The 21,104-nt window shown below is 73.3% G+C and carries 21 protein-coding genes; 9 read left to right on the top strand and 12 right to left on the bottom strand.

All coding sequences use genetic code 11. From position 1 onward, the window contains the following. Window positions 1-43: 43 nt before the first annotated feature. Complete coding sequence (locus ACFVX9_RS09465; RefSeq protein ID WP_363372099.1) at window positions 44-949, bottom strand: TIGR01777 family oxidoreductase; 906 nt, start codon at window positions 947-949, stop codon at window positions 44-46. A 55-nt stretch (window positions 950-1,004) separates the two neighbouring features. Between ACFVX9_RS09465 and ACFVX9_RS09460 the strand changes: the two genes are divergently transcribed. Both ACFVX9_RS09460 and ACFVX9_RS09455 read left to right on the top strand, forming a co-directional pair. Next, on the top strand, window positions 1,005-1,511 hold the full coding sequence (locus tag ACFVX9_RS09460) for a GNAT family N-acetyltransferase (protein ID WP_380374666.1): 507 nt from the start codon (window positions 1,005-1,007) through the stop codon (window positions 1,509-1,511). Between the two features lie 118 nt (window positions 1,512-1,629). Further along, the gene (locus ACFVX9_RS09455) at window positions 1,630-2,703 is read left to right on the top strand and encodes a DUF2510 domain-containing protein (protein ID WP_387981128.1); all 1,074 of its coding nucleotides are present in this window, start codon (window positions 1,630-1,632) and stop codon (window positions 2,701-2,703) included. Between the two features lie 42 nt (window positions 2,704-2,745). On the opposite strand, the gene ACFVX9_RS09450 is transcribed toward ACFVX9_RS09455, so the two are convergent. The 7 genes from ACFVX9_RS09450 to cobU all read right to left on the bottom strand — a co-directional run bounded on the left by ACFVX9_RS09450 (window position 2,746) and on the right by cobU (window position 11,502). After that, complete coding sequence (locus ACFVX9_RS09450) at window positions 2,746-3,261, bottom strand: DUF4240 domain-containing protein (RefSeq protein ID WP_350885237.1); 516 nt, start codon at window positions 3,259-3,261, stop codon at window positions 2,746-2,748. Between the two features lie 217 nt (window positions 3,262-3,478). Then, window positions 3,479-5,242 (bottom strand): 2-oxoglutarate dehydrogenase, E2 component, dihydrolipoamide succinyltransferase, encoded by a 1,764-nt coding sequence (gene sucB, locus ACFVX9_RS09445; RefSeq protein WP_387981127.1) that lies wholly within the window; start codon window positions 5,240-5,242, stop codon window positions 3,479-3,481. A gap of 56 nt (window positions 5,243-5,298) precedes the next feature. After that, a complete protein-coding gene (gene lpdA, locus ACFVX9_RS09440) occupies window positions 5,299-6,687 on the bottom strand; it encodes a dihydrolipoyl dehydrogenase (protein ID WP_363372086.1) in 1,389 nt (462 codons plus the stop codon). Window positions 6,688-7,153: 466 nt separating this feature from the next. Then, entirely contained in the window at window positions 7,154-8,659 is a 1,506-nt protein-coding gene (locus ACFVX9_RS09435; RefSeq protein ID WP_380482035.1) for a leucyl aminopeptidase, read from the bottom strand. 260 nt (window positions 8,660-8,919) lie between these two features. Continuing rightward, on the bottom strand, window positions 8,920-9,699 hold the full coding sequence (locus tag ACFVX9_RS09430) for an adenosylcobinamide-GDP ribazoletransferase (RefSeq protein WP_380374673.1): 780 nt from the start codon (window positions 9,697-9,699) through the stop codon (window positions 8,920-8,922). A gap of 86 nt (window positions 9,700-9,785) precedes the next feature. Then, window positions 9,786-10,901 carry a nicotinate-nucleotide--dimethylbenzimidazole phosphoribosyltransferase gene (locus ACFVX9_RS09425; protein ID WP_380374675.1) on the bottom strand — a complete coding sequence of 372 codons (1,116 nt, stop codon included), beginning with the start codon at window positions 10,899-10,901 and terminating at the stop codon, window positions 9,786-9,788. Window positions 10,902-10,929: 28 nt separating this feature from the next. Further along, complete coding sequence (cobU, locus tag ACFVX9_RS09420; protein ID WP_380374677.1) at window positions 10,930-11,502, bottom strand: bifunctional adenosylcobinamide kinase/adenosylcobinamide-phosphate guanylyltransferase; 573 nt, start codon at window positions 11,500-11,502, stop codon at window positions 10,930-10,932. Between the two features lie 117 nt (window positions 11,503-11,619). On the opposite strand from cobU, the gene ACFVX9_RS09415 reads away from it, so the two are divergent. Further along, window positions 11,620-11,820: a hypothetical protein gene (locus tag ACFVX9_RS09415; protein ID WP_350886321.1), complete on the top strand. Its 201-nt coding sequence runs from the start codon at window positions 11,620-11,622 to the stop codon at window positions 11,818-11,820. A 17-nt stretch (window positions 11,821-11,837) separates the two neighbouring features. On the opposite strand, the gene ACFVX9_RS09410 is transcribed toward ACFVX9_RS09415, so the two are convergent. Both ACFVX9_RS09410 and ACFVX9_RS09405 read right to left on the bottom strand, forming a co-directional pair. After that, window positions 11,838-12,578 (bottom strand): class I SAM-dependent methyltransferase, encoded by a 741-nt coding sequence (locus ACFVX9_RS09410; RefSeq protein ID WP_107453016.1) that lies wholly within the window; start codon window positions 12,576-12,578, stop codon window positions 11,838-11,840. Window positions 12,579-12,736: 158 nt separating this feature from the next. Then, on the bottom strand, window positions 12,737-13,327 hold the full coding sequence (locus ACFVX9_RS09405) for a DUF3043 domain-containing protein (protein WP_363372077.1): 591 nt from the start codon (window positions 13,325-13,327) through the stop codon (window positions 12,737-12,739). 299 nt (window positions 13,328-13,626) lie between these two features. Between ACFVX9_RS09405 and ACFVX9_RS09400 the strand changes: the two genes are divergently transcribed. Both ACFVX9_RS09400 and ACFVX9_RS09395 read left to right on the top strand, forming a co-directional pair. Continuing rightward, window positions 13,627-14,430, top strand: coding sequence for a PspA/IM30 family protein (locus ACFVX9_RS09400; RefSeq protein WP_079135541.1), 804 nt, complete (start codon window positions 13,627-13,629; stop codon window positions 14,428-14,430). Between the two features lie 37 nt (window positions 14,431-14,467). After that, a complete protein-coding gene (locus tag ACFVX9_RS09395; protein ID WP_380374679.1) occupies window positions 14,468-14,761 on the top strand; it encodes a hypothetical protein in 294 nt (97 codons plus the stop codon). Window positions 14,762-14,865: 104 nt separating this feature from the next. Here the strand turns inward: ACFVX9_RS09395 and nadA are convergent, their stop codons facing one another. Continuing rightward, window positions 14,866-16,038, bottom strand: coding sequence for a quinolinate synthase NadA (gene nadA / locus ACFVX9_RS09390; protein ID WP_063351058.1), 1,173 nt, complete (start codon window positions 16,036-16,038; stop codon window positions 14,866-14,868). 232 nt (window positions 16,039-16,270) lie between these two features. Between nadA and ACFVX9_RS09385 the strand changes: the two genes are divergently transcribed. From ACFVX9_RS09385 to ACFVX9_RS09375, 3 genes are all read left to right on the top strand, one after another. Continuing rightward, entirely contained in the window at window positions 16,271-17,194 is a 924-nt protein-coding gene (locus ACFVX9_RS09385; protein ID WP_063347299.1) for an NADP-dependent oxidoreductase, read from the top strand. Between the two features lie 181 nt (window positions 17,195-17,375). Beyond that, window positions 17,376-17,840: an Lrp/AsnC family transcriptional regulator gene (locus ACFVX9_RS09380; RefSeq protein ID WP_063347298.1), complete on the top strand. Its 465-nt coding sequence runs from the start codon at window positions 17,376-17,378 to the stop codon at window positions 17,838-17,840. A gap of 203 nt (window positions 17,841-18,043) precedes the next feature. Further along, window positions 18,044-19,411 (top strand): pyridoxal-dependent decarboxylase, encoded by a 1,368-nt coding sequence (locus tag ACFVX9_RS09375; protein WP_244293334.1) that lies wholly within the window; start codon window positions 18,044-18,046, stop codon window positions 19,409-19,411. Window positions 19,412-19,489: 78 nt separating this feature from the next. On the opposite strand, the gene ACFVX9_RS09370 is transcribed toward ACFVX9_RS09375, so the two are convergent. Next, entirely contained in the window at window positions 19,490-20,350 is an 861-nt protein-coding gene (locus tag ACFVX9_RS09370; protein ID WP_380482029.1) for a GNAT family N-acetyltransferase, read from the bottom strand. Between the two features lie 246 nt (window positions 20,351-20,596). On the opposite strand from ACFVX9_RS09370, the gene erpA reads away from it, so the two are divergent. Continuing rightward, the gene (gene erpA, locus ACFVX9_RS09365) at window positions 20,597-20,950 is read left to right on the top strand and encodes an iron-sulfur cluster insertion protein ErpA (protein WP_030391519.1); all 354 of its coding nucleotides are present in this window, start codon (window positions 20,597-20,599) and stop codon (window positions 20,948-20,950) included. Window positions 20,951-21,104: the final 154 nt, after the last annotated feature.

Here is a 21,104-nt window from a genome sequence, read left to right as displayed (position 1 = left end):
GTTCCGCGCCACCGGTCGCCCCCACCGCCACGCACGGCGCCACTTACAGCGCCGCGCGTACCGCCGCGTCCACGTCCGGGTGCGCGAAGCGGAAGCCCGCGTCCAGCAGCCGCCGCGGCACCACCCGGTGGCTGCCGACCACCTCGACCGCCAGCTCGCCGAGCACCACCTTGAGCACCGCCTCCGGCACCGGGAACGGGGTCGGCCGCCGGAGCACCCGCCCGAGCGCCGCCGTCAGCTCGGCGTTGGTGACGGGATCGGGCGCGGTGAGGTTGACGGCGCCGGAGAGGTCGTCCCGGTCGATCAGGAACCGCAGCGCGGCGACCTGGTCGGCCAGCGAGATGAAGCTCCAGTACTGCCGCCCGTCGCCGAGCCGCCCGCCCAGCCCCAGCTTGAACAGCGGGAACAGCCGCGCGCCGGCCCCGCCGGCCGCGGACAGCACCATCCCGGTGCGCGGGTGGACGACCCGGATGCCGGCCAGCTCGGCCGGCCGCGCGGCCGCCTCCCACTCCACGCAGACCTCGGCCAGGAAGTCGTCGCCGGCGGGGGAGTCCTCGTCGATCACCCGGTCGCCGGTCTGCCCGTACCAGCCGACGGCGGAGGCGCTGACCAGCACCCGGGGCGGCTCCTTGAGCGCGGCCAGTGCGACGGCCAGCGTCTCGGTGCCGAGTGCCCGGCTCTCCCGGATCTCCCGTTTGTAGGCGTCCGTCCAGCGGTGGTCGCCGACCCCGGCGCCGGCCAGGTGCACGACCGCCTCGACCCCGGCCAGCCCGTCCTGCTCGACCTGGCCGAGCAGCGGGTTCCAGCCGATGGCCGTGCTGCCGTCGGGCTGCGGGCCCGTCCTGGAGCGGCGCCGGACCAGCCGGACCACCTCGTGGCCGTCCGCCAGCAGGGAGCGGACGAGAGCCGAGCCGATCAATCCCGTGGAGCCTGTGACAGCGATGCGCATGCGTCCATCCTCCCAGTTCCCAAAGCCCTGTCATGTCGGCATGCGCCTCACTAGCATGACGCGCATGCACGAGGACGATCTGATCATCCGCCCAGCTCAGCCCGAGGACGAGGTCGAACTCGCCGTTCTCAACCGTGCCGCCTGGTCCCCGCTGGCCGACGTCTCCCCGCAGCCGCCCGAGGGGGACGGCGTCTTCGACGAACGGCACACCCCGGAGCAGTACCTGCTCGCCCTCCTGGACGGCCGGGTGGTCGGCTACGTCCGCCAGGTCCCGCCGACCCCGCTGGCCAGCAACCGGCACGTCCGGCAGATCCAGGGCCTGGTCGTCGACGGCACGGCCCGCGGCCGGGGTGTCGGCCGGCGCCTGGTCGAGGCGGCCTGCGAGGCCGCCCGGGCCGCGGGCGCGCGCAGGATGACCCTGCGGGTGCTCGGCTGGAACGCCCCGGCCCGCCGCCTCTACGAGGGCTGCGGCTTCGTCGTCGAGGGCTCGCTCGCGGAGGAGTTCCTGATCGACGGGTCGTACGTGGACGACGTCCTGATGGCCCGCAGCCTGGCGCACTGACAAGCCCGACCGGCCTTTCCGTCCGCCGAAACTGACGATCAGTCAGGTCGGCGGGCGGTGCAGAGTCGTGACCGATCCGCTCTGTCTGGACCAGCACCCCGCCGGGTACCGTACGGCCGTGAGCAACTCGACGCCCCCCGGGTGGTACCCGGTCCCCGGTGCGGACGGCACCCCCGGTCACGAGCGCTGGTGGGACGGCAACGCCTGGACCAGCGAGGTGCGCCCGCTCCAAGGCGGCGCCGGCCAACTCGCCGACGCCCCCACCCAGGGCTGGCAGCCCCCCGGCCGGCAGCCCGGGTACGGCTACGGCGGCCCGCAGGACGCCCCCGGCCACGGCTACCCGGGCAGCGCCCCCGCCCCGGGCTACGGCTACCCGGGCCAGGACGGCTACTACCCGGCCCAGGACGGCTACCCCGCCCAGGGCGCGGGCTACGGCTACCCGGCGCCGGGCTACCCGCCGCAGCAGCCGGCGCCCGGCCGGATGAGGCCCGGCCTGGTCGTCGGCATCGCGGTCGCCGTCCTGGCCGTGGGCGGGATCGTCGCCGGGATCGTGCTCAGCGGCGGCGGCTCCCCGCAGGCCGACCCGGCCCCGAACCCGACGGTCACCATCACCCGGGGCGCCGGCCCCGCCCCGAGCCCCACGGCGGGCACGCCCGCCCCGACGCCCGCGCCCAAACCGGCGCCGACCGTCAGGAGCACCGTCCCGGACGCCCAGCACGCGATCACCGTCCCGGTGCTCGACGGCTGGGACGTGGCGCCCAACTCCCCGCACTCCACGGTCTACCTGGGCACCGGCCGCTACACCTGCCCGGACGGCAACTCCTGCATCCGCGGCCAGTTCTCGGTCGAGACCGACACCGTCCAGGGCGTCACCGCCAAGACGGCCGCCGAGGCCACCATGCCGGCGTACGCCGGCCAGATCTTCACCGGGATCAGCTCGCACACCGACTCCGGCTCCGGCTACACGACCGTCGCGGGCGTGTCCGGCTACGCCGTGCGCTGGCACATCCGCACCGCGGACGGTACCCAGGGCTACGTCCTGCTGGCCGCCGTCCCGGCCAAGGGCGGCGGCTTCGTGGTGTTCGAGGGCGGGGTGGACGACACCCCGAGCGCGCCGGACGCGTCCGTGCTGGACCAGATCCTCAAGGGCGTCAAGCAGGACGGCACGTCCGGCGGCGGCAGCACCGCCTGACGCGTCCGGCGCCGCTCACGCCGTGGGCGTGTCTGACGCGCCCTAATCCCCGTAGCGCTCCCAGAGCTTGGGAAACCGTTTCGCCATGACGTCCGGGTCGTCGAAGTCCAGCGCGGCCCCGGCCGGTCGGCCGGACTGTCGCCCGCCCACCTCGGGCAGCGGCAGCCCGGTCAGCTGCTCGTACGCCTCGTCGGCGGCGTAGCCGAGGTCCTCGGCCTCGCCGTCCTCCTCCTCGTCGAACTCGGGCAGCAGGTCCGCCAGGTCGTCCGGCTCGAACAGAGCGCCCTCGAAGACGTCCCGGCCCTGGCCGATCAGCCAGCAGCGGAAGTAGTCGAAGGTGTCGTCGGAGGCGCCGTCCAGCAGCAGGTAGGCGGCGCCCCAGAGGTCGTGGCGGTAGGCCCGCTGGAACCGGGCCTCGAACAGCCGGGCGAAGTCGATGACGTCGTCCGGGGTCAGCTGGACCAGCCGTTCCACCAGCCGGTCGGCCTGCTCGTCCGGATCGCCGTCGGCGTCCTCCCGGGTCTCGTCGATCATCTGCCAGAAGTCGGTCTCGTCCATCACCGCTCCAGCATCCCCGTTCGCCAGCCCCCGCGCATGCCATGGCCCGGCGAAACGCTGGTGATGTTCGACGCAGCCGGGCGCGGGTCGGAGGCGGCCAGGCGCGGCCAGGAGCAGGCGGACGGCAGGCGGACACACCGGCAACGGCGGAGCCCCGCGCCGTCCAGGGACGACGCGGGGCTCCGTGCAGCCGAAACCGCGGACCGGCAGTGGTGCCTTACAGGCCGAGCTCGACCTCGAACTCGCCGGCCTCCAGGATCTCCTTGACCGCGACCAGGTAGCGGGCGGCGTCGGCGCCGTCCACCAGGCGGTGGTCGTAGGAGAGCGACAGGTAGGTCATGTCGCGGATGCCGATGGCGGTGCCGCCGTCGGCCTCGATGACCACCGGGCGCTTGACGGTGGCGCCGATGCCCAGGATGGCGACCTGGTTCGGCGGCACGATCACGGTGTCGAACAGCGCACCGCGCGAGCCGGTGTTGCTGATGGTGAAGGTGGCGCCGGACAGCTCGTCCGGGGTGATCTTGCTGTCGCGGACCTTGGTGGCCAGCTCGGCGGTCTTCTTCGAGATGCCGGCGATGTTGAGGTCGCCCGCACCCTTGATGACCGGGGTCATCAGACCCTTCTCGGAGTCCACCGCGATACCGATGTTCTCGGTGTCGAAGTAGGTGATGGTGCCCTCGGCCTCGTTGATCCGGGCGTTGACGACCGCGTGGGTCTTCAGCGCCTGGGCGGCGGCCTTGACGAAGAACGGCATCGGGGACAGCTTGACGCCCTCGCGGGCGAGGAAGCCCTCCTTGGCCTTGCCGCGCAGCGACATGATCTTGGTGACGTCCACCTCGACCACGCTGGTCAGCTGGGCCTGCTCGTGCAGGGCCTTCAGCATGTTGTCGCCGATGACCTTGCGCATGCGGGTCATCTTGACCGTCTGGCCGCGCAGGGCGGACGGCGCGGCGGCGGCCTTCGGCGCAGCGGCCGGAGCGGCGGCGGCGACCGGGGCCGGGGCGGCCTTGGCGGCCTCCGCGGCGGCGACGACGTCCTGCTTGCGGATGCGGCCGCCGACGCCGGTACCGGCGACGGAGGACAGCTCGACACCGTGCTCGGCGGCGAGCTTGCGCACCAGCGGGGTGACGTAGGCGTCACCGGCGTCGGCCACCGGGGCAGCCGGCGCGGCCGGGGCGACGGGAGCCGGGGCGGCGACCGGAGCGGGCGCGGCCGGGGCCACCGGGGCCGGGGCGGCGGCGACCGGAGCCGGGGCAACCGGAGCCGGAGCAGCCGGAGCGACCGGGGCTGCCGGAGCGACGGGGGCCGGGGCAACCGGGGCCGGAGCGGCGACCGGAGCCGGAGCGGCCACCGGGGCCGGAGCGGCGGCGACGGCACCCGCGGCACCGATCAGCGCGAGCTGGGCGCCGACCTCGGCGGTCTCGTCCTCGCCGACCAGGATCTTCACCACGACACCGGCGATCGGCGACGGGATCTCGGTGTCGACCTTGTCGGTGGAGACCTCGAGCAGCGGCTCGTCGACCTCGACCGTCTCACCCTCGGCCTTCAGCCAGCGGGTGACGGTGCCCTCGGTGACCGACTCGCCCAGCGCGGGCAGCAGGACCGGGGTGGCGTCGGCAGCCGGAGCCGCCGGGGCGGCAGCGGCGACCGGGGCGGGGGCGGCGGGCGCCTCCACGACCGGGGCCGGGGCGGCGACGGGCGCGGCCTCGGCGACCGGGGCCGCAGCGGCGACCGGGGCACCGGAGCCGTCGTCGATGATCGCCAGCTCGGCGCCGACGTCGACGGTCTCGTCCTCGCCGACCTTGATCGAGGCCAGGATGCCGGAGGCCGGCGACGGGATCTCGGTGTCGACCTTGTCGGTCGACACCTCGAGCAGCGGCTCGTCGACCTCGACACGCTCACCCTCGGCCTTCAGCCAACGGGTGACGGTGCCCTCGGAAACGCTCTCGCCCAGCGCGGGCAGTGTTACTGAGACCGCCATGGTTTCAGCGACTCCTATCAAGTCTTGCGTACTGGAAATGGGGGGTGGTGGCGTGATCAGTCGTGCGCGTGCAGCGGCTTGCCGGCCAGCGCCAGGTGCGCCTCGCCCAGGGCCTCGGACTGGGTCGGGTGCGCGTGGATGAGCTGCGCGACCTCGGCCGGCAGGGCCTCCCAGTTGTAGATCAGCTGAGCTTCGCCGACCTGCTCGCCCATGCGGGCGCCGACCATGTGGACGCCGACCACGGCGCCGTCCTTGACCTGGACGAGCTTGATCTCGCCGGCGGTCTTCAGGATCTTGCTCTTGCCGTTGCCGGCCAGGTTGTACTTGAGGGTGACGACCTTCTCCTTGCCGTACAGCTCGACGGCCTTGGCCTCGGAGATGCCGACGGAGGCCACCTCGGGGTTGGAGTAGGTCACGCGCGGGACGCCGTCGTAGTCGATCGGCACCGGCTTGAGGCCGGCCAGGCGCTCGGCGACCAGGATGCCCTCGGCGAAGCCGACGTGGGCCAGCTGCAGGGTCGGGGCGAGGTCGCCGACGGCCGAGATGGTGGGCACGTTGGTGCGCATGTACTCGTCGACCAGGACGTAGCCGCGGTCCATCGCGACGCCGTTCTCCTCGTAGCCGAGGCCGGACGAGACCGGGCCGCGGCCGATGGCGACGAGCAGCAGGTCGGCGTCGATCTGCTTGCCGTTCTCGGTGGAGACGCGGACACCGGCCTCGGTGTACTCGACGCCCGAGAAGCGGGCCTTCAGCTCGAACTTGATGCCGCGCTTGCGGAACGCGCGCTCCAGCAGCTTGGAGGAGTTCTCGTCCTCCAGCGGGACGAGGTGCGGCAGCGCCTCGACGATGGTGACCTCGACGCCGAAGGACTTCCAGACGGAGGCGAACTCGACGCCGATCACGCCGCCGCCGAGGATGACGGCCGACTTCGGGATGCGGTCGAGCTTGAGCGCGTGGTCCGAGGAGATCACGCGGTTGCCGTCGATCTCCAGGCCCGGGATCGAGCGCGGCACGGAGCCGGTGGCCAGGACGATGTGGCGGCCCTCGATGCGCTGGCCGTTGACGTCCACCGAGGTCTGCGAGGAGAGCTTCCCCGCGCCCTGGATGAAGGTGACCTTGCGGGAGGCGACCAGGCCCTGGAGGCCCTTGTACAGGCCGGCGACGACGTCGTCCTTGTACTTGTGGACGCCGTTGATGTCGATGCCCTGGAAGGTGGCCAGAACGCCGAACTCGGCGGCCTCCTTCGTCTCGTCCGCGATCTCGGCGGCGTGCAGCAGGGCCTTGGTCGGGATGCAGCCGCGGTGCAGGCAGGTGCCACCCAGCTCCCCCTTCTCGACCAGGGCGACGCTCAGGCCCAGCTGAGCGGCGCGGAGCGCCGCGGCGTAACCGCCGCTTCCGCCTCCGAGAATGACTACGTCGAAAACGGTGCTGGCGTCGTTCGCCACGTCACGTCCTCCATGCAATGGGGTGGGTCGCCGGGCCGGTCGCGGTCCGGTGGGTCGGAAGCCTTTGTGAGGCGCCCAGTCGTGCCGGAAATACATCTTCGCACTTGTTCGCGGTGGCTGATGTCCGGGTCCACCCCAGGGGTGTCCCACAGAGCGGTCACCGGGGCGGGAATACCCCCGACGGAAGGGCATCATTGCAGCTCAACGCGGGGTTGACAGCCGCCGGACGGGCGTCGGGGCGGCCCTGCGGCGCCGCGTCTTCCGCAGGGTGGAACAAAGTTTCGCCCGCAGCGAACAGAGGTGCGGGTCGGGGTCCCGGCCTACTCGCGGGTAACCGGCGCCGGAACGTGACGGACCCGCGACGGACCCGCGACGGACCCACGGCGGACCCGCGGCGGACCCGCGCGCGAACGCCGACGGGGGCCCGGCGCACGCGCGCCGGACCCCCGTCGACTCGGGTGCCTGATCAGGCCTTGCCGCCCGCCGCGGTCTGCTCGGCGAACCGGACCAGGGTGCGCACCGCGCTCGCGGTGCCGCCCTTCGGGGTGTAGCCGAACGGAGCGCTCTCGTGGAATGCCGGGCCGGCGATGTCCAGGTGCGCCCAGTCGATGCCCTCGGCCACGAACTCCTTCAGGAACAGGCCGGCCACCAGGCCGCCGCCCATCCGCTCGCCCATGTTCGCCAGGTCGGCGATGGTCGACTCGGTCATGCCCTTGCGCAGCTCGGCCGGCAGCGGCATCGGCCAGGACTGCTCGCCGACCTCGCCCGAGACGGTGTGCAGGGTCGCGCGCAGCTCGTCGTTGTTGGACATCACGCCGAAGGTGCGGTTGCCCAGGGCCAGCACCATGGCGCCGGTCAGGGTCGCCACGTCGACGATGACGTCCGGGTTCTCCTCGCCGGCGCGCACGATCGCGTCGGCCAGCACCAGACGGCCCTCGGCGTCCGTGTTCAGCACCTCGACGGTCTTGCCGCCGTACATGCGCAGCACGTCGCCGGGGCGGGTGGCGGAGCCGGACGGCATGTTCTCGGCCAGCGCCAGCCAGCCGGTCACGTTGACGGCCAGGCCCAGGCGCTTGGCGGCCACCACGGCGGCGAACACGGCGGCGGCGCCGGCCATGTCGCACTTCATGGTCTCGTTGTGGCCGGCCGGCTTCAGCGAGATGCCGCCCGAGTCGTAGGTGATGCCCTTGCCGATGAAGGCCAGCGTGGCCTTCGCCTTCGGGTGGGTGTAGGCCACCTTCACCAGCCGCGGCGGGTTGGCCGAGCCGTTGCCGACGCCCAGCAGGCCGCCGAAGCCGCCCTTGAGCAGCGCCTTCTCGTCGAGCACCTCGACCTTGAGGCCGTGCTCCTTGCCGGCCGCCTGGGCGATCGCGGCGAAGCTCTTCGGGTTCAGGTCGTTCGGCGCGGTGTTGACCAGGTCACGGGCCCGGTTCATCTCCTCGCCGACCGCGGCGGCGCGCTCCACGGCCGCCTTGGCGTCCTTGCTGCCCTTGCGGGGGGCCAGCACGACCAGCTCGCCGACCGGCTCCTTGCCGCTGCCGTCGGCCTTGTAGGTGCCGAAGGCGTACGAGCCGAGCAGGCCGCCCAGCGCGACGGCCTCGACCTCGTCCGCGGACTCGGCCGGCAGGGCCAGCGCGGCCTTCTTGGCGCCGGCCAGGGTGCGGGCGGCGACACCAGCGGCGCGGCGCAGCGCCTCCAGCTGGTAGCCGGTCTCGGCGGCCTCGCCGAGGCCGACCGCGAGCACGAGCGCGGCCTTCAGGCCGGCGGGGGAGGGCACCTTGACGGCCTCGCCCTCGGCGCCGGTCGCGCCCAGGGTGCTGAGGACCTCGGTCAGCTTGCCCTCGAACGCCTCGTTCACGGCCTCGGAGCCGGGGGCCAGCACGATGCCCTTGGGGCCCTTGGCGACACCGACCACCAGGGCGTCCGCGCGCAGCGAGGCGGCGGAGGAGGTGCTCACAGACAATGCAGTCACGTAATGCGTCCTGTTCTTTCGCGGTCCACGGCCGGTTGCGGCGAGGCTGCCGCACCGGCGCAACCCGCCGTCGCAGGCCGGACCGCCCGGCACGCCCCGGGTCCGGGCCCCCTGGCGCGCGCACCCGCGCAGGTCGCGGCCACGCACACCAGAGGCCCCGGCTCCTCGGGTCAGGCCGGGCGGGCAGGACCTGCGACGGTGCAGGGCTGCGGTGCTCCCCGCATGGTAGTCCGCATGGTGGGATCACGCGCCGCCCGGTGTCAGCCGAGCAACGCCAGGGCGAACAGCGAAGCGGTCGCGGCGGTTTCCGCCATCGCGCCGAGCACGTCCCCGGTGATTCCGCCGAACCGCCGTACGCAGCGCCGGAGCAGCAGCTGGGCGCAGCCCACGCCGAGCACAACGGCCGTGGGGAGACGAAGGGTTGACGATCCGTCAAACAGTCCGAGGGCGGCCAGGGCGAGCGCCGCGGCGGCCGTCCCCGCGACCGCTCCGGCGGGTGCCACGGTGCCCGCCACCATCGCGCCCAGGCCGCCCGGCCGGGCGGCCGGCACCGACCGCAGGCAGCCCCAGGCGAGCGCGCACCGCGCGGTCACCGCCGACGCCAGCACCGCGAGCGCGCCGCGTGCGGTCGACTCGGCGAACTGTCCGGCCAGCGCCGCGATCTGGGCCAGCAGCACGAGAAGGAGGGTCAGGACGCCGAACGGGCCGATGTCGGACTGCTTCATGATGCGCAGCGCGTCCTCGGCCGGCTTCCCGCTGCCCAGGCCGTCGGCCACGTCCGCCAGGCCGTCCAGGTGCAGCCCCCGGGTGAGCGCGGCCAGCACCCCCACCGCCGCCACCGCCCCGAGCAGCCCGCCGGCCCGCCAGGCCACCAGTGACCCCGCCCCGGCGGCCACCGCGCCGAGCACCAGCCCCACCACCGGGGCCGCCGTCATCGCCCGCGCCGCCGCGGCCCGGTCCCACCGCTCCACCCGCACCCGCAGCACGGACAGCGTCCCGAACCCGAACCGGAGCCCCTCGGCCCAACTGGCGCCCTGCACGACGTGTTTCCCTCCGAACGGAAGCGCCCCGTCCGATGTGCCGGACGGGGCGCCATGATCCTGGTGCCACAGGTTGCCGCGGGTTGCTACATCCGCCGCAGCAGGTCCGCCGCCGAGGGCAGCTTCGGCTGCTCCTTCGGCGCCGACGGCACGAACGGCCGCGGGGCCTCGTCCGCGAGCGCGTCGCCCGCGGCCTGGAGCAGCGGCAGGGCCAGCAGCGCGCCGAGGCCCTCGCCCATGGTGATCCCCTGGTCCTGCAGCGGCGTCAGGGTGAGCCGGTCGTAGGCCTTGGCCTGGGCGGGCTCGCCGCTGGACTGCCCGGCCCGCCACCACTCCGGCGCCCGGAAGGCGATCCGCTGCGCGACCAGCGCGCAGGCCGCCGAGACGACGCCGTCCAGCACCACCGGGAGCCGTCGCACCGCGGCCTGGAGCAGGAAGCCGGTGATCGCCGCGAAGTCGGCCCCGCCGGTGGCGCCGAGCAGCGCCAGCTGGTCGCCCAGGACGGGCCGGGCCCGCCGCAGGGAGTCGCGGATGGTGGCGCACTTGACCATCCAGACCCGGTCGTCGACGCCCGAGCCGCGCCCGGTGACGGCGGCCGCGTCCGTTCCGCACAGCGCGCCGACCAGGACGGCGGCGACGGTGGTGGCGCCGACGCCGAGGTCGCCGAGCAGCACCAGGTCGGTGCCGGCGTCGGCCTCCTCGTCGGCGACGGCCATGCCGGCCCGGAAGGCCCGCGCGGTCTCCGCGGGGGTGAGCGCGTCCTCGACGTCGATCCGGCCGGAGCCGCGCCGGATCCGGTGGGTGACCACGTCGTCCGGGAAGTCGGCGGGGTCGGCGTCCACCGCGACGTCGACGACCCGCACCTCGGCGCCGTAGCGCCGGGCCAGCCGGGTGACCGGCGCGGTGCCGTCCAGGACGGCGCGCACCCGCGCGGCGGTGCCGCCCTTGGCGGGCAGCCGGGACACCCCGAGCGCGGCCACGCCGTGGTCGGCGGCGAACAGCAGCACCTTGGGGGCCGACACCGGCCGCACGGGGGATCGCCCCTGTACGGACGACAGCCAGCTACCCAGCTCCTCCAGCTTGCCGAGCCCGCCGCGCGGCCGGCCGGCCTCCTGCCAGCGTTCCTCGGCGGCCCGTCGGGCGCTCTCGTCGGGGCGCTCGACGAGCGAGGAGAACGTATCGAGATCCACGGTCGTGTCCATCGTCCGGAAGGCTACACGCCGCAGATGTTCAGGCGGCGGCTGGCTTGACGGTCAGAACCTGCCCGGCCACGACCAGCAGCACACGCTCGGAGGCGTCCGCCACGGCCATGTTCAGCCGGCCCAGGGTGTCGCGGAAGCGCCGGCCTGCGGCGGTCGCCGGGACGACGCCCATCCCGACCTCGTTGCTGACCGCGACGGCCGTGCGCCCGGTGGCCGCCCAGGCCCGCGCCAGGGCCTCGCAGCGCCGCTGGACGGCGGCCTCCCCACCCGCCGCCCAGACCGCGTCGTCCCAGGCGCCGCACTCGTCCATCACGGCGGTCAGCCACAGCGCCAGGCAGTCGACCAGCACCGGCGCCGGGTCGGTCCGGTCGGCCAGCACGGCCTCCAGGTCGCAGGTCTCGGCGGTGCGCCAGCTCGCCGGCCGCCGCTCGCGGTGCAGCGCGACCCGCTGGGCCCACTCGGCGTCGCCGTCCCGGGTGCCGCCGGTGGCCACGTACAGGACGTCCGGGTGGTCGGCGAGCAGCTGCTCGGCCCGGGTGGACTTGCCGGAGCGGGCGCCGCCGAGCAGCAGTGTGCGGGGGAGCGGGTGGTGGATCGCCATGCCGCCCATCCTGCCCGACCGGGCATCCGGAGCGTCCGGCCAGGCATACGGAAGATCGGGCCGGGCAGGCTAAGGTGCGCAGCACGCAGGCAGCGTCGTCGGTGGGAGGAGCCGGGCATGGTCTGGACGTGGCGGTACGAGAAGGCGGACGGCACCGCGGTGGTGCCGGAGGGCGCGCAGGAGGAGTTCGCGGGCCAGGGGGACGCCGAGACCTGGATCGGGGAGTCCTGGAAGCAGCTCGCCGAGGACGGCATCGACACGGCGGTCCTGCTGGACGACGACCGGGTGATCTACTCGATGAGCCTGCACGAGGCGTAACCGCCGTCGCGGGGCCGCTACTTGGCCCCGACCACGTGCAGCAGCGCGGCGACCTGCCGGTACGGGTCGGTGCGGCCGGCCCGGTCCTCGGCCTCCAGCAGCTGGGCTAGCTGCCGCCCGTCCACCGGCGGGGCCGCGTCGTCGGGCGCGTTGTCGGTGAAGACCCGTACGCCGTACCAGTGCTTCAGCGGCACCGACACCTCGGAGAGGGTGACGGTGAGGTCGGCGAGGCGGTCGGCGCGGGCGGCCAGCCCGAGCCGGTTGTAGTACCGGTCGCTCTCGAAGGCGTGCAGGGCGGCCCGCCAGTCCCCGGCGGCGGCGGGCCGCAGGGCGAGCGCGTCGCGGTTGCGGACCAGCAGCGAGAGCAGCCCGCCCGGGGCCAGCAGCCGGGCCAGCGAGGCGATCATCGGGTCGGGGGCGGGCAGGTACATCAGGACGCCGTGGCAGAGCACCACGTCGAAGCTGCGCGGGCCGAACCAGCGCCCGCACTGGTGGGCGTCGCCGCTGAGCAGTTGCAGCCGGCCGGCGACCTCCGGCGGTTCCTCGGCGAGCGCCCCCTGGGCGACGCCGAGCGCGACCGGGTCGGAGTCGATGCCGGTGACGTAGTGGCCGGCCCGGGCCAGGCGCAGCGCCTGGGTGCCCTGGCCGCAGCCGATGTCGAGGACGCGCTGCGCGGTGCGGCCGGCCAGTTGCTCGGCGAGCTGCCGGGAGACCAGCTCCTGGCGGACGAAGTTGCGCAGTCCGCCGAGCCGGTCCAGCCAGGCGCCGGTACCGCCGGCGAAGGAGCCGCTGCGCGAGGGCAGCCGGCGCTCCTGGCCGATCCGGTCGTGGCCGCCGTCCCCCTGCCCCGGCAACGCGTACAGGCCGGGCCCCTCCCAGGAAGGCGGGGCCCAGCCGGAGTCCACCGGTTCGGCGGTCAGGGCTTCTCCCCGCGCCGCACCTGCGGCTTGGGCAGTCGCAGCCGGCGCATCTGCAGGATGCGCATCAGGCCGTAGGCGACCGCGCCGCGGGTGTTCTGGCCGGCGAAGCGCTCGGCGAACTGCTTGCGCAGACCGAAGCCGAGGCGGACGAAGTCCAGGATCACCAGCACGAAGAACAGCAGGAACAGCAGCGTGGACAGCAGCTGGATGGCGGGCACCTTGATGATGCTCAGCACCAGGATGACCACGGCGGCGGGCAGGAAGAACTCGGCGAGCGACCAGCGGGCGTCCACGTAGTCGCGGGCGAACTTGCGCACCGGGCCCTTGTCACGGGCCGGCAGGTGGCGCTCGTCGCCCTCCATCAGCGCGGTGCGCTGCTTCTCGCGCTCGGAGCGCATCCGCTCGCGGGCCTGGCGGGCGGCCTCCTTGCGGTCCTTGGGCACCGTCACCCGGGTACGCCGGTGGGCCTCGGCCTCACTGCGCTTGGGCGTTGGCCGGCCCTTCTTGGCCTGGGGGTGGCGGGTCTCGTCCGGCTTCTCCAGCACGGTGGCGGAGGCGGCTGCATCATCTGAACGGCGTCGGAACACACCACCAGCGTACGGGGTGCCGGGCGGCTTCTCGGGGTCCCCTCGGACCCAAACGCGTATCGATCCGCGAGGTCGGCCGCCCGCCGGGGTTTCCCGGCCCCTTCCCGTAGGGGATCAATCGGATGGACTATGGAGGGGATGAGAGGCGGATCCACCCGGGGGAGGAGGAACTCCGCTGGTCGCTGTAGCAGTCTTGTAGCAGGCAGGTGCACTGCGGCGACGGGCTCGCTGCACATACACTCGTCGTGTCTGGTATCGAGATAGAGACCGCAGGCCGGAGAAGGGGGCACCCGAGGCCCATGAGCGACGGAATCATGAAGCGTATGGGGTTGATCTTCCGCTCCAAGGCGAACAAGGCCTTGGATCGGGCGGAGGATCCCCGAGAGACGCTCGACTACTCCTACCAGAAGCAGCTCGAACTGCTGCAGAAGGTACGGCGTGGCGTCGCGGACGTCGCGACCTCGCGCAAGCGCCTGGAACTCCAGCTGACCCAGCTCCAGCAGCAGTCGGCGAAGTACGAGGACCAGGGCCGCAAGGCGCTGTCCCTGGGCCGTGAGGACCTCGCGCGCGAGGCGCTGACCCGCCGGGCCAACATGCAGTCCCAGATCACCGACCTGGAGACGCAGTACCAGGCCCTCCAGGGCGAGGAGGAGAAGCTCACGCTCGCCTCCCAGCGGCTGCAGGCCAAGGTGGACGCCTTCCGCACCAAGAAGGAGACCATCAAGGCCACGTACACCGCCGCTCAGGCGCAGACCCGCATCGCCGAGTCCTTCTCCGGGATCTCGGAGGAGATGGGCGACGTCGGCCTGGCCATTCAGCGGGCCGAGGACAAGACGGCCCAGATGCAGGCCCGGGCCGGTGCGATCGACGAGCTGCTGGCGTCCGGTGCGCTCGATGACGCGAGCGGTCTCGGCCGCAAGGACGACATCGAGGCCGAGCTGGAGCGAGTGGCCGGCGGCACCGACGTCGAGCTGGAGCTGGCCCGGATGAAGGCCGAGCTGGGGGGCCCGTCCTCCGGTCCGGCCGCGATCGAGCAGGGCAAGCCGCAGCAGCCGCAGGCCCACCCCCAGCAGGACACCCCGCGCATCAACTACAACAAGTGATCTGAGCTCCATCCCACGAACCAGGGAGACGCACGGCATGATCATGAGGGTCATGGGTGAGGGGCAGTACGAGGTGGGCGAGGCCCATCTGAACCTGCTCAACGAGCTCGACTCCGAGCTCGTCACCGCAGTGGAGTCGGGGGACGAGGAGCACTTCCGTCGCGCCTACGGCAAGCTGCTGGACGCGGTGAAGCAGTTCGGCACTCCGGTGCCGCTGGATTCACTGGCGCCGTCCGAGCTGATCCTGCCGAGCGCCGAGGCGACGATCGACGAGGTCCGCGAGATGTTGATGGCCGACGGCGAGGGTGTGATCCCGGGCTACCCCGAGTAGCCGCCGCGGCCGGTGCCAGACGAAAGGGCGGGTCCCCTCCGGTGGGAGGGGACCCGCCCTTCGTCGTGTCGCCGTGTTCCGGCGGCCGGGTCGGGCCGGGCCGGCTACGGCAGGGCCAGCATCCGGTCCAGCGCCGCCTTGGCGTACTTCTCGGTCTCCGGGTCGACGGTGATCACGTTCGGCACCCGGCCCTCGACCAGCGACTCCAGCGCCCAGACGAGGTGCGGCAGGTCGATCCGGTTCATGGTGGAGCAGAAGCAGACCGTCCGGTCCAGGAAGACGATCTCCTTGTCCGGGTGGGCCTTGGCCAGGCGGCGGACCAGGTTCAGCTCGGTGCCGATGGCCCACTTGGAGCCGGGCTCGGCGGCGTCCAGCGCCTTGATGATGTACTCGGTCGAGCCCACCATGTCGGCGGCCGAGACGACCTCGTGCTTGCACTCGGGGTGCACCAGCACGGTGACGCCGGGGATCCGCGCGCGCACGTCGTTCACCGAGTCCACGCTGAACCGGCCGTGCACCGAGCAGTGGCCGCGCCACAGGATCATCTTGGCGTCCCGCAGCTGCTCGGCGGTCAGGCCGCCGTTCGGCTTGTGCGGGTTGTACAGGACGCAGTCGTCCAGCGAGAGGCCCAGATCGCGCACCGCGGTGTTGCGGCCGAGGTGCTGGTCGGGCAGGAACAGCACCTTCTGGCCCTGCTCGAAGGCCCACTCCAGGGCGCGCTCGGCGTTGGAGGAGGTGCAGATGGTGCCGCCGTGCTTGCCGGTGAAGGCCTTGATGTCGGCGGAGGAGTTCATGTACGAGACCGGGACGGTGACGTCGGCTATGCCGGCGTCGGTCAGCACGTCCCAGCACTCGGCGACCTGCTCGGCGGTGGCCATGTCGGCCATCGAACAGCCGGCCGCGAGGTCCGGGAGGACGACCTGCTGGGCGTCGCCGGTCAGGATGTCGGCGGACTCGGCCATGAAGTGCACGCCGCAGAAGACGATGTACTCGGCCTCCGGGCGGGCCGCCGCGTCGCGCGCGAGCTTGAAGGAGTCGCCGGTGACGTCGGCGAACTCGATCACCTCGTCGCGCTGGTAGTGGTGTCCGAGGATGAAGACCCGGTCACCGAGCGCGGCCTTGGCGGCGCGGGCGCGCTCGACGAGGTTCGGGTCGGAGGCCGGGGGGAGGTCGCCGGGGCACTCGACGCCGCGCTCGCTGTTCGGGTCGGCCTCGCGGCCGAGCAGCAGCAGAGCGAGCGGCGTCGGAGTGGGGTCGACGCCGTGGGTCTCGGTGATGGTGGTGGTCACGGGCGGGTGCCCTTCTGTGCGGCCGATCAAGCCTGAAGCCTTTTCGTCTATCTGACGCTATCTATGATAACCGGTTAGCGTCAGAGTGACGATGGCCATCCTGTCGATGTGACGAGAACCGCTCGCCGAATCGGACCCCCGGCGGAGCCGGATGACCGTTTTGGGGTGGTCCTCGCGTGGCCGAATCGATATCCGGCCGGGCCCGGGTATGGCTGAGGCCATGAAGGCAATCGCGATCAACCGCTACGGCGGCCCCGAAGTCGTCGAGTACACCGACCTGCCCGACCCCAAGGTCGGCCCGGACTCGGTCCTGGTGCAGATGCGGGCGGCCGGGGTGAACCCGGTGGACTGGAAGATCCGGGACGGCGCCCTGGACGGCCTGCTGGACGTGCACTTCCCGCTCGTCATGGGCTGGGACCTGGCCGGCGTGGTCCGCGCCGTCGGCGGCGGCGTCACCGAGTTCGCGCCCGGCGACGAGGTCTACGGCTACGTCCGCAAGGACACCGTCGAGCACGGCACCTACGCCGAACTCGTCTCCGCCCCGGTCCGCACCCTCGCCCGCAAGCCGGCCGCACTGGACTGGGCCCAGGCCGGCGGCCTGCCGCTGGCCGGGCTCACCGCGCTGCAGAGCCTCAAGGCGCTGCGGCTGCGGGCGGGGGAGACCCTGCTGGTGCACGCCGCGGCCGGTGGGGTCGGGCACCTGGCCGTCCAGATCGCCCGGGCCCTCGGCGCCCGGGTGATCGGCACCGCGGGCGAGCGCAACCACGACTACCTGCGCGGCCTCGGCGCCGAGCCGGTGCTCTACGGCGAGGGCCTGGCCGACCGGGTCCGGGCGCTCGCCCCGGGCGGGGTCGACGCGGCCCTCGACCTGGTCGGCCACGGCGCCGTCCCGCTCTCGGCGAGCCTGGTGGCGGACCAGAGCCGGATCGCCTCGATCACCGACTTCGGGGTGAAGGCCCTCGGCGGCCACTACGTCTGGGTCCGCCCGGACGCCGCGGACCTCGCCGAACTGGCCGCGCTGGCCGACGACGGCCGGCTGACCGTCACCGTCGCCTCCACCTTCCCGCTCGCCCAGGCGGCCTCCGCCCAGGCGCTCAGCGCCGAGGGCCGCACCCGGGGCAAGATCGTCCTGCTGGCCGACTGACGGCGGACCGGCTGCCGACCGGCGGCGGACCACCGGCCGTCATCTGCGAGCGGTGAACTCGCTCCTGACATCCGCCAGAATGGTTGGCGAACCGTTTCGGCAGCCGCCCCTACCGCCCTCCGTCCGAGGGCCGCCGCCCGAGGCCGCAACCGACCCGTACGACCCGTGGAGCCCCGCACCGATGACCAGCAGCCGAGCGCACGAGGTGGTCGGGGCCGACCTGGACGAGACCGACCGGCTCCTGCTCGCCCGGCTCGGCCGCGACGGCCGCGCCTCGTACGCCGAGATCGGCCTCCAGGTCAACCTCTCCGCCACCGCCGTGCGCCGCCGGATCGACCGGCTGCGGGCGCGCGGCGTGGTGCGGGGCTTCACCGTGGTGCTCGACCCGTCGGTGCTCGGCTGGCAGACCGAGGCCTTCGTCGAGGTCTACTGCCGCGAGCGGACCGCCCCCGAGGAGATCCTCGCCAGCCTGCGCCAGTTCCCCGAGGTGATCGCCGCCTGGACGGTCACCGGAGACCCGGACGCCCTGGTCCACCTGCGCGCCGCCGACATGCGCCACCTGGAGGCCGTCATCGAGCGCATCCGCCGCGAGCCCGGCGTCCAGCGCAGCCGCTCCTCGGTCGTCCTCTCCCAGCTCATCGGTTGAGGCGCGCCCGTCCGGCCCCCTCCGGCCGGTGCGCAGGAATCCTGCGCGGACCGGCCCGAAGACGCCCGAAAGCTGCCTGACCAGCCGGGTTCCGACGCGCGGCGAACCCCTCCCGCTGCCTACGCTGATCACGTCCGGTCCACGCGGTGAACCGCCCCGCCGACCGGGCATCCCCCGACATCCCACAGCCGAGAGGGACAGCCGTGTCCGCAGCCCCCGACCGCATGCACCGGCCCGACAACGAACTGGTCGACCTGGTTTTCGACTACATGCGGGACCGGCTGCAGTACGACCCCGTCCCGCTCGACCACCCCGGTGACGGCGAGCACCTGCGCGCCCAGTTGGCCGGTCTGCTGAACGCGGACGGCAACGCCCCCGCCGACGTGCTCAAGCTCTACGACCACGAGCTGTCCCGCGCGGTGATCTCCGCCGACAGCCCGCGCTACCTGTCGTTCATCCCGTGCGCCCCGACCAAGGCCGCGCTGCTCTTCGACATGGTGGTCTCCTGCGCGTCCCTGCAAGGCATCTCCTGGCTGGAGGCGGCCGGCGCGATCGCCGCCGAGAACCAGGTGCTGCGCCTGATCGCCGACCGCGCCGGCCTGCCCGCCTCGGCCGGCGGCACCTTCGTCTCCGGCGGCTCCGCGGGCAACCTCTCCGCCCTCGTCGTCGCCCGCGACACCGCCCGCCGCAAGCTGGGCGTCGGGCCGGAGGCGCGGCTGCGGATCGCCGTCGCCGACCAGGTCCACTCCTCGGTCAAGAACACCTTCAACATCATCGGCGTCGAGGCCTTCAAGGTCCCCACCGTGAACCGCCGGTTCACCGGCGAGGCGCTGCGCGCCGCGCTGGCCGCCGACCCGAACCCGGAGACCGTTATCGCGGTCGTGGGCACGGCCGGGACGACCAACGAGGGCATCGTCGACGACCTCAAGGGCCTGGCCGAGGTCGCCCGCGAGCGGGACCTGTGGTTCCACGTCGACGGCGCCTACGGCGGCGCGGGCCTGTTCGCCCCCTCGGTGCGCGAGCGCTACAACGGCATCGAGCACGCCGACTCCTTCGTCGTCGACCCGCACAAGTGGCTGTTCGCCCCCTTCGACTGCGCCGCGCTGATCTACCGCAACCCGCAGCTCGCCCGGGCCGTGCACACCCAGGACGCCTCCTACCTCGACGTCCTGCACACCGAGGGCGACGAGTGGAACCCCACCGACTACGCCTACCACCTCACCCGGCGCGCCCGCGGCCTGCCGCTGTGGTTCTCCCTCGCCGTCCACGGCACCCAGGCCTACACCGACGCCATCGAGGCCGGCCTCACGCTCGCCAGGGACACCGCCCAGCTCATCCGCGACACCGACCACCTGGAGCTGCTGTTCGACCCGCAGCTCTCGGCCGTCTGCTTCAAGCGCAAGGGCTGGACCAACGAGGACTACTACCGCTGGTCGCAGCAGCTGCTCGCGGACCAGATCGGCTTCGTCACCCCCACCGGTTGGGACGGCGAGACGGTCGCCCGCTTCGCCTTCCTGCACCCGGGCACGACGATGGACATGGTCCGGGAGATCCTCGACACCATGGCCTGATCGGCCCCGGTGACCCGTGGCCCCCGCCGGAGCAGGCAGCCGGCGGGGGCCACGTCGTCCGTCCCGTCGTCCCGTCGTTCACAGGAAGGCGCCGCTCGGCAGGTACGGCGCCGGCGGCCGCATCCCGCGCAGCCCGACGAAGCCCCGGCTCTGCGGGGTCAGCCCCACCTCCAGGCCGACGTCCAGCGCCCACTCCTGCTCGGCGGTCAGGAACTCCACCCGCGCCTCGACCCCGTCCGGCACCCGGGCCAGCGCCTCGCGCAGCAGCCGGGCGGCGATCCGCTTGGTGGTGGCCGCCAGCAGCTTCACCTCGCCGCCGTCCCGGTAGCAGTAGCCGCTGCCGGCCAGCGCGTCGGCGATCAGCAGTTCCTCGAAGTGGCCCAGCATCAGCTCGTGGTCCGGGCCGTGCGCGGACCCGCGCAGCCGCCGGTCCACCGAGTCCAGCAGGTACCGGTGGACGGCGCCGCCCCGGTGCACCGGGATGTCCCCCGGGTCGAGCAGCCCGGCCCGGTCCACCCGCCCGGTCAGCCGCATCGCCGGGTGCAGGGTGAACCCGGCCAGCCGGTAGCGGCGGACCGCCGCCGGGGACGCCGACGCGCAGACCATCCCGCGCAGGCAGCCCCGCGAGTGCGCCGCCGCCCGTTCCAGCAGCAGCCGCCCGACGCCCTTGCCCTGCGCCTGCGGCCGGACCGCGAACAGGGACGGCGCCCACAGGCCCTCCCGGCGCATCGACAGCACCGCGCCGACCGGCTCCCCGCCGCTCTCCGCCAGCCAGCAGCCCTCCGGGTCGGTGCGCGCCAGATGTCTCGTCCGGGCCAGCTGCAGCGGGGTCGGCACGGCCGCCGGACCGGGCAGGGCCGGATCGGCGAACGCGGCGAGGGAGAGCTCCTGGACGGCCTCCGCGTCGGCGGCGGTGTCCCTGACCTGGCGCAGGATCATGGCCACCATCCTGGCGTCCGCCGGCCCGGCCCGGGGCCGGTTCCCCGGATTCCGCGGCTCGGGCGGTGACCCGCCCTCCCGGGTTGTGCGAGCATGGGGAGCGTAGGGGACACGGGTGGCACACCCGGCCCACGGAAATTCCGCCACCAGCAAGCCGACGAAGACAATCGCCGTTCGGGAAATGAATCCGGACGGCCGTTGGTTGGCACTGGGGGCAAACCGTCGTCAAAGACCGGGAGAAAGCAGATGACCGTCCAGGACGAGACCACCGTCGAGAGTGGCATCCTCCTTACCGATGCCGCCGCGGCCAAGGTCAAGGGCCTGCTGGAGCAGGAGGGCCGCGACGACCTCGCACTTCGCGTCGCCGTCCAGCCCGGTGGCTGCTCCGGCCTGCGTTACCAGCTGTTCTTCGACGAGCGCTCGCTCGACGGCGACGTGCTCAAGGACTTCGACGGTGTCAAGGTCGTCACCGACCGGATGAGCGCCCCGTACCTGGGCGGCGCCACCGTCGACTTCGTCGACACCATCGAGAAGCAGGGCTTCACGATCGACAACCCGAACGCCACCGGCTCCTGCGCCTGCGGCGACTCGTTCAGCTAGGCCTGAGCAGCACCGCTCGACGCTCGTTCGAGCCGCGGTACGGAGGCGGGGGGGGGGGGGGGGGGGGGGGGGGGGCCCCGCGTCCCCACACATGTCCTGGCTTCCTTGGTTTTTTGTGTCCTCTGCCGTTACACCTTTGCGTACCCGCCTATGC

Source organism: Kitasatospora sp. NPDC058243, from assembly GCF_042882025.1.
In the GTDB taxonomy this organism is placed as follows: Bacteria; Actinomycetota; Actinomycetes; order Streptomycetales; family Streptomycetaceae; genus Kitasatospora.
This window is presented reverse-complemented; position numbering and strand designations above follow the sequence as displayed.

Coding starts and splice junctions, on each gene's coding strand:
- ACFVX9_RS09465 (WP_363372099.1), bottom strand. CDS start 949: ATGCGCATCGCTGTCACAGGCTCCACGGGATTGATCGGCTCGGCTCTC.
- ACFVX9_RS09460 (WP_380374666.1), top strand. CDS start 1,005: ATGACGCGCATGCACGAGGACGATCTGATCATCCGCCCAGCTCAGCCC.
- ACFVX9_RS09450 (WP_350885237.1), bottom strand. CDS start 3,261: ATGGACGAGACCGACTTCTGGCAGATGATCGACGAGACCCGGGAGGAC.
- sucB (WP_387981127.1), bottom strand. CDS start 5,242: ATGGCGGTCTCAGTAACACTGCCCGCGCTGGGCGAGAGCGTTTCCGAG.
- ACFVX9_RS09425 (WP_380374675.1), bottom strand. CDS start 10,901: ATGGACACGACCGTGGATCTCGATACGTTCTCCTCGCTCGTCGAGCGC.
- cobU (WP_380374677.1), bottom strand. CDS start 11,502: ATGGCGATCCACCACCCGCTCCCCCGCACACTGCTGCTCGGCGGCGCC.
- ACFVX9_RS09415 (WP_350886321.1), top strand. CDS start 11,620: ATGGTCTGGACGTGGCGGTACGAGAAGGCGGACGGCACCGCGGTGGTG.
- ACFVX9_RS09400 (WP_079135541.1), top strand. CDS start 13,627: ATGAGCGACGGAATCATGAAGCGTATGGGGTTGATCTTCCGCTCCAAG.
- ACFVX9_RS09395 (WP_380374679.1), top strand. CDS start 14,468: ATGATCATGAGGGTCATGGGTGAGGGGCAGTACGAGGTGGGCGAGGCC.
- ACFVX9_RS09385 (WP_063347299.1), top strand. CDS start 16,271: ATGAAGGCAATCGCGATCAACCGCTACGGCGGCCCCGAAGTCGTCGAG.
- ACFVX9_RS09380 (WP_063347298.1), top strand. CDS start 17,376: ATGACCAGCAGCCGAGCGCACGAGGTGGTCGGGGCCGACCTGGACGAG.
- ACFVX9_RS09370 (WP_380482029.1), bottom strand. CDS start 20,350: ATGATCCTGCGCCAGGTCAGGGACACCGCCGCCGACGCGGAGGCCGTC.
- erpA (WP_030391519.1), top strand. CDS start 20,597: ATGACCGTCCAGGACGAGACCACCGTCGAGAGTGGCATCCTCCTTACC.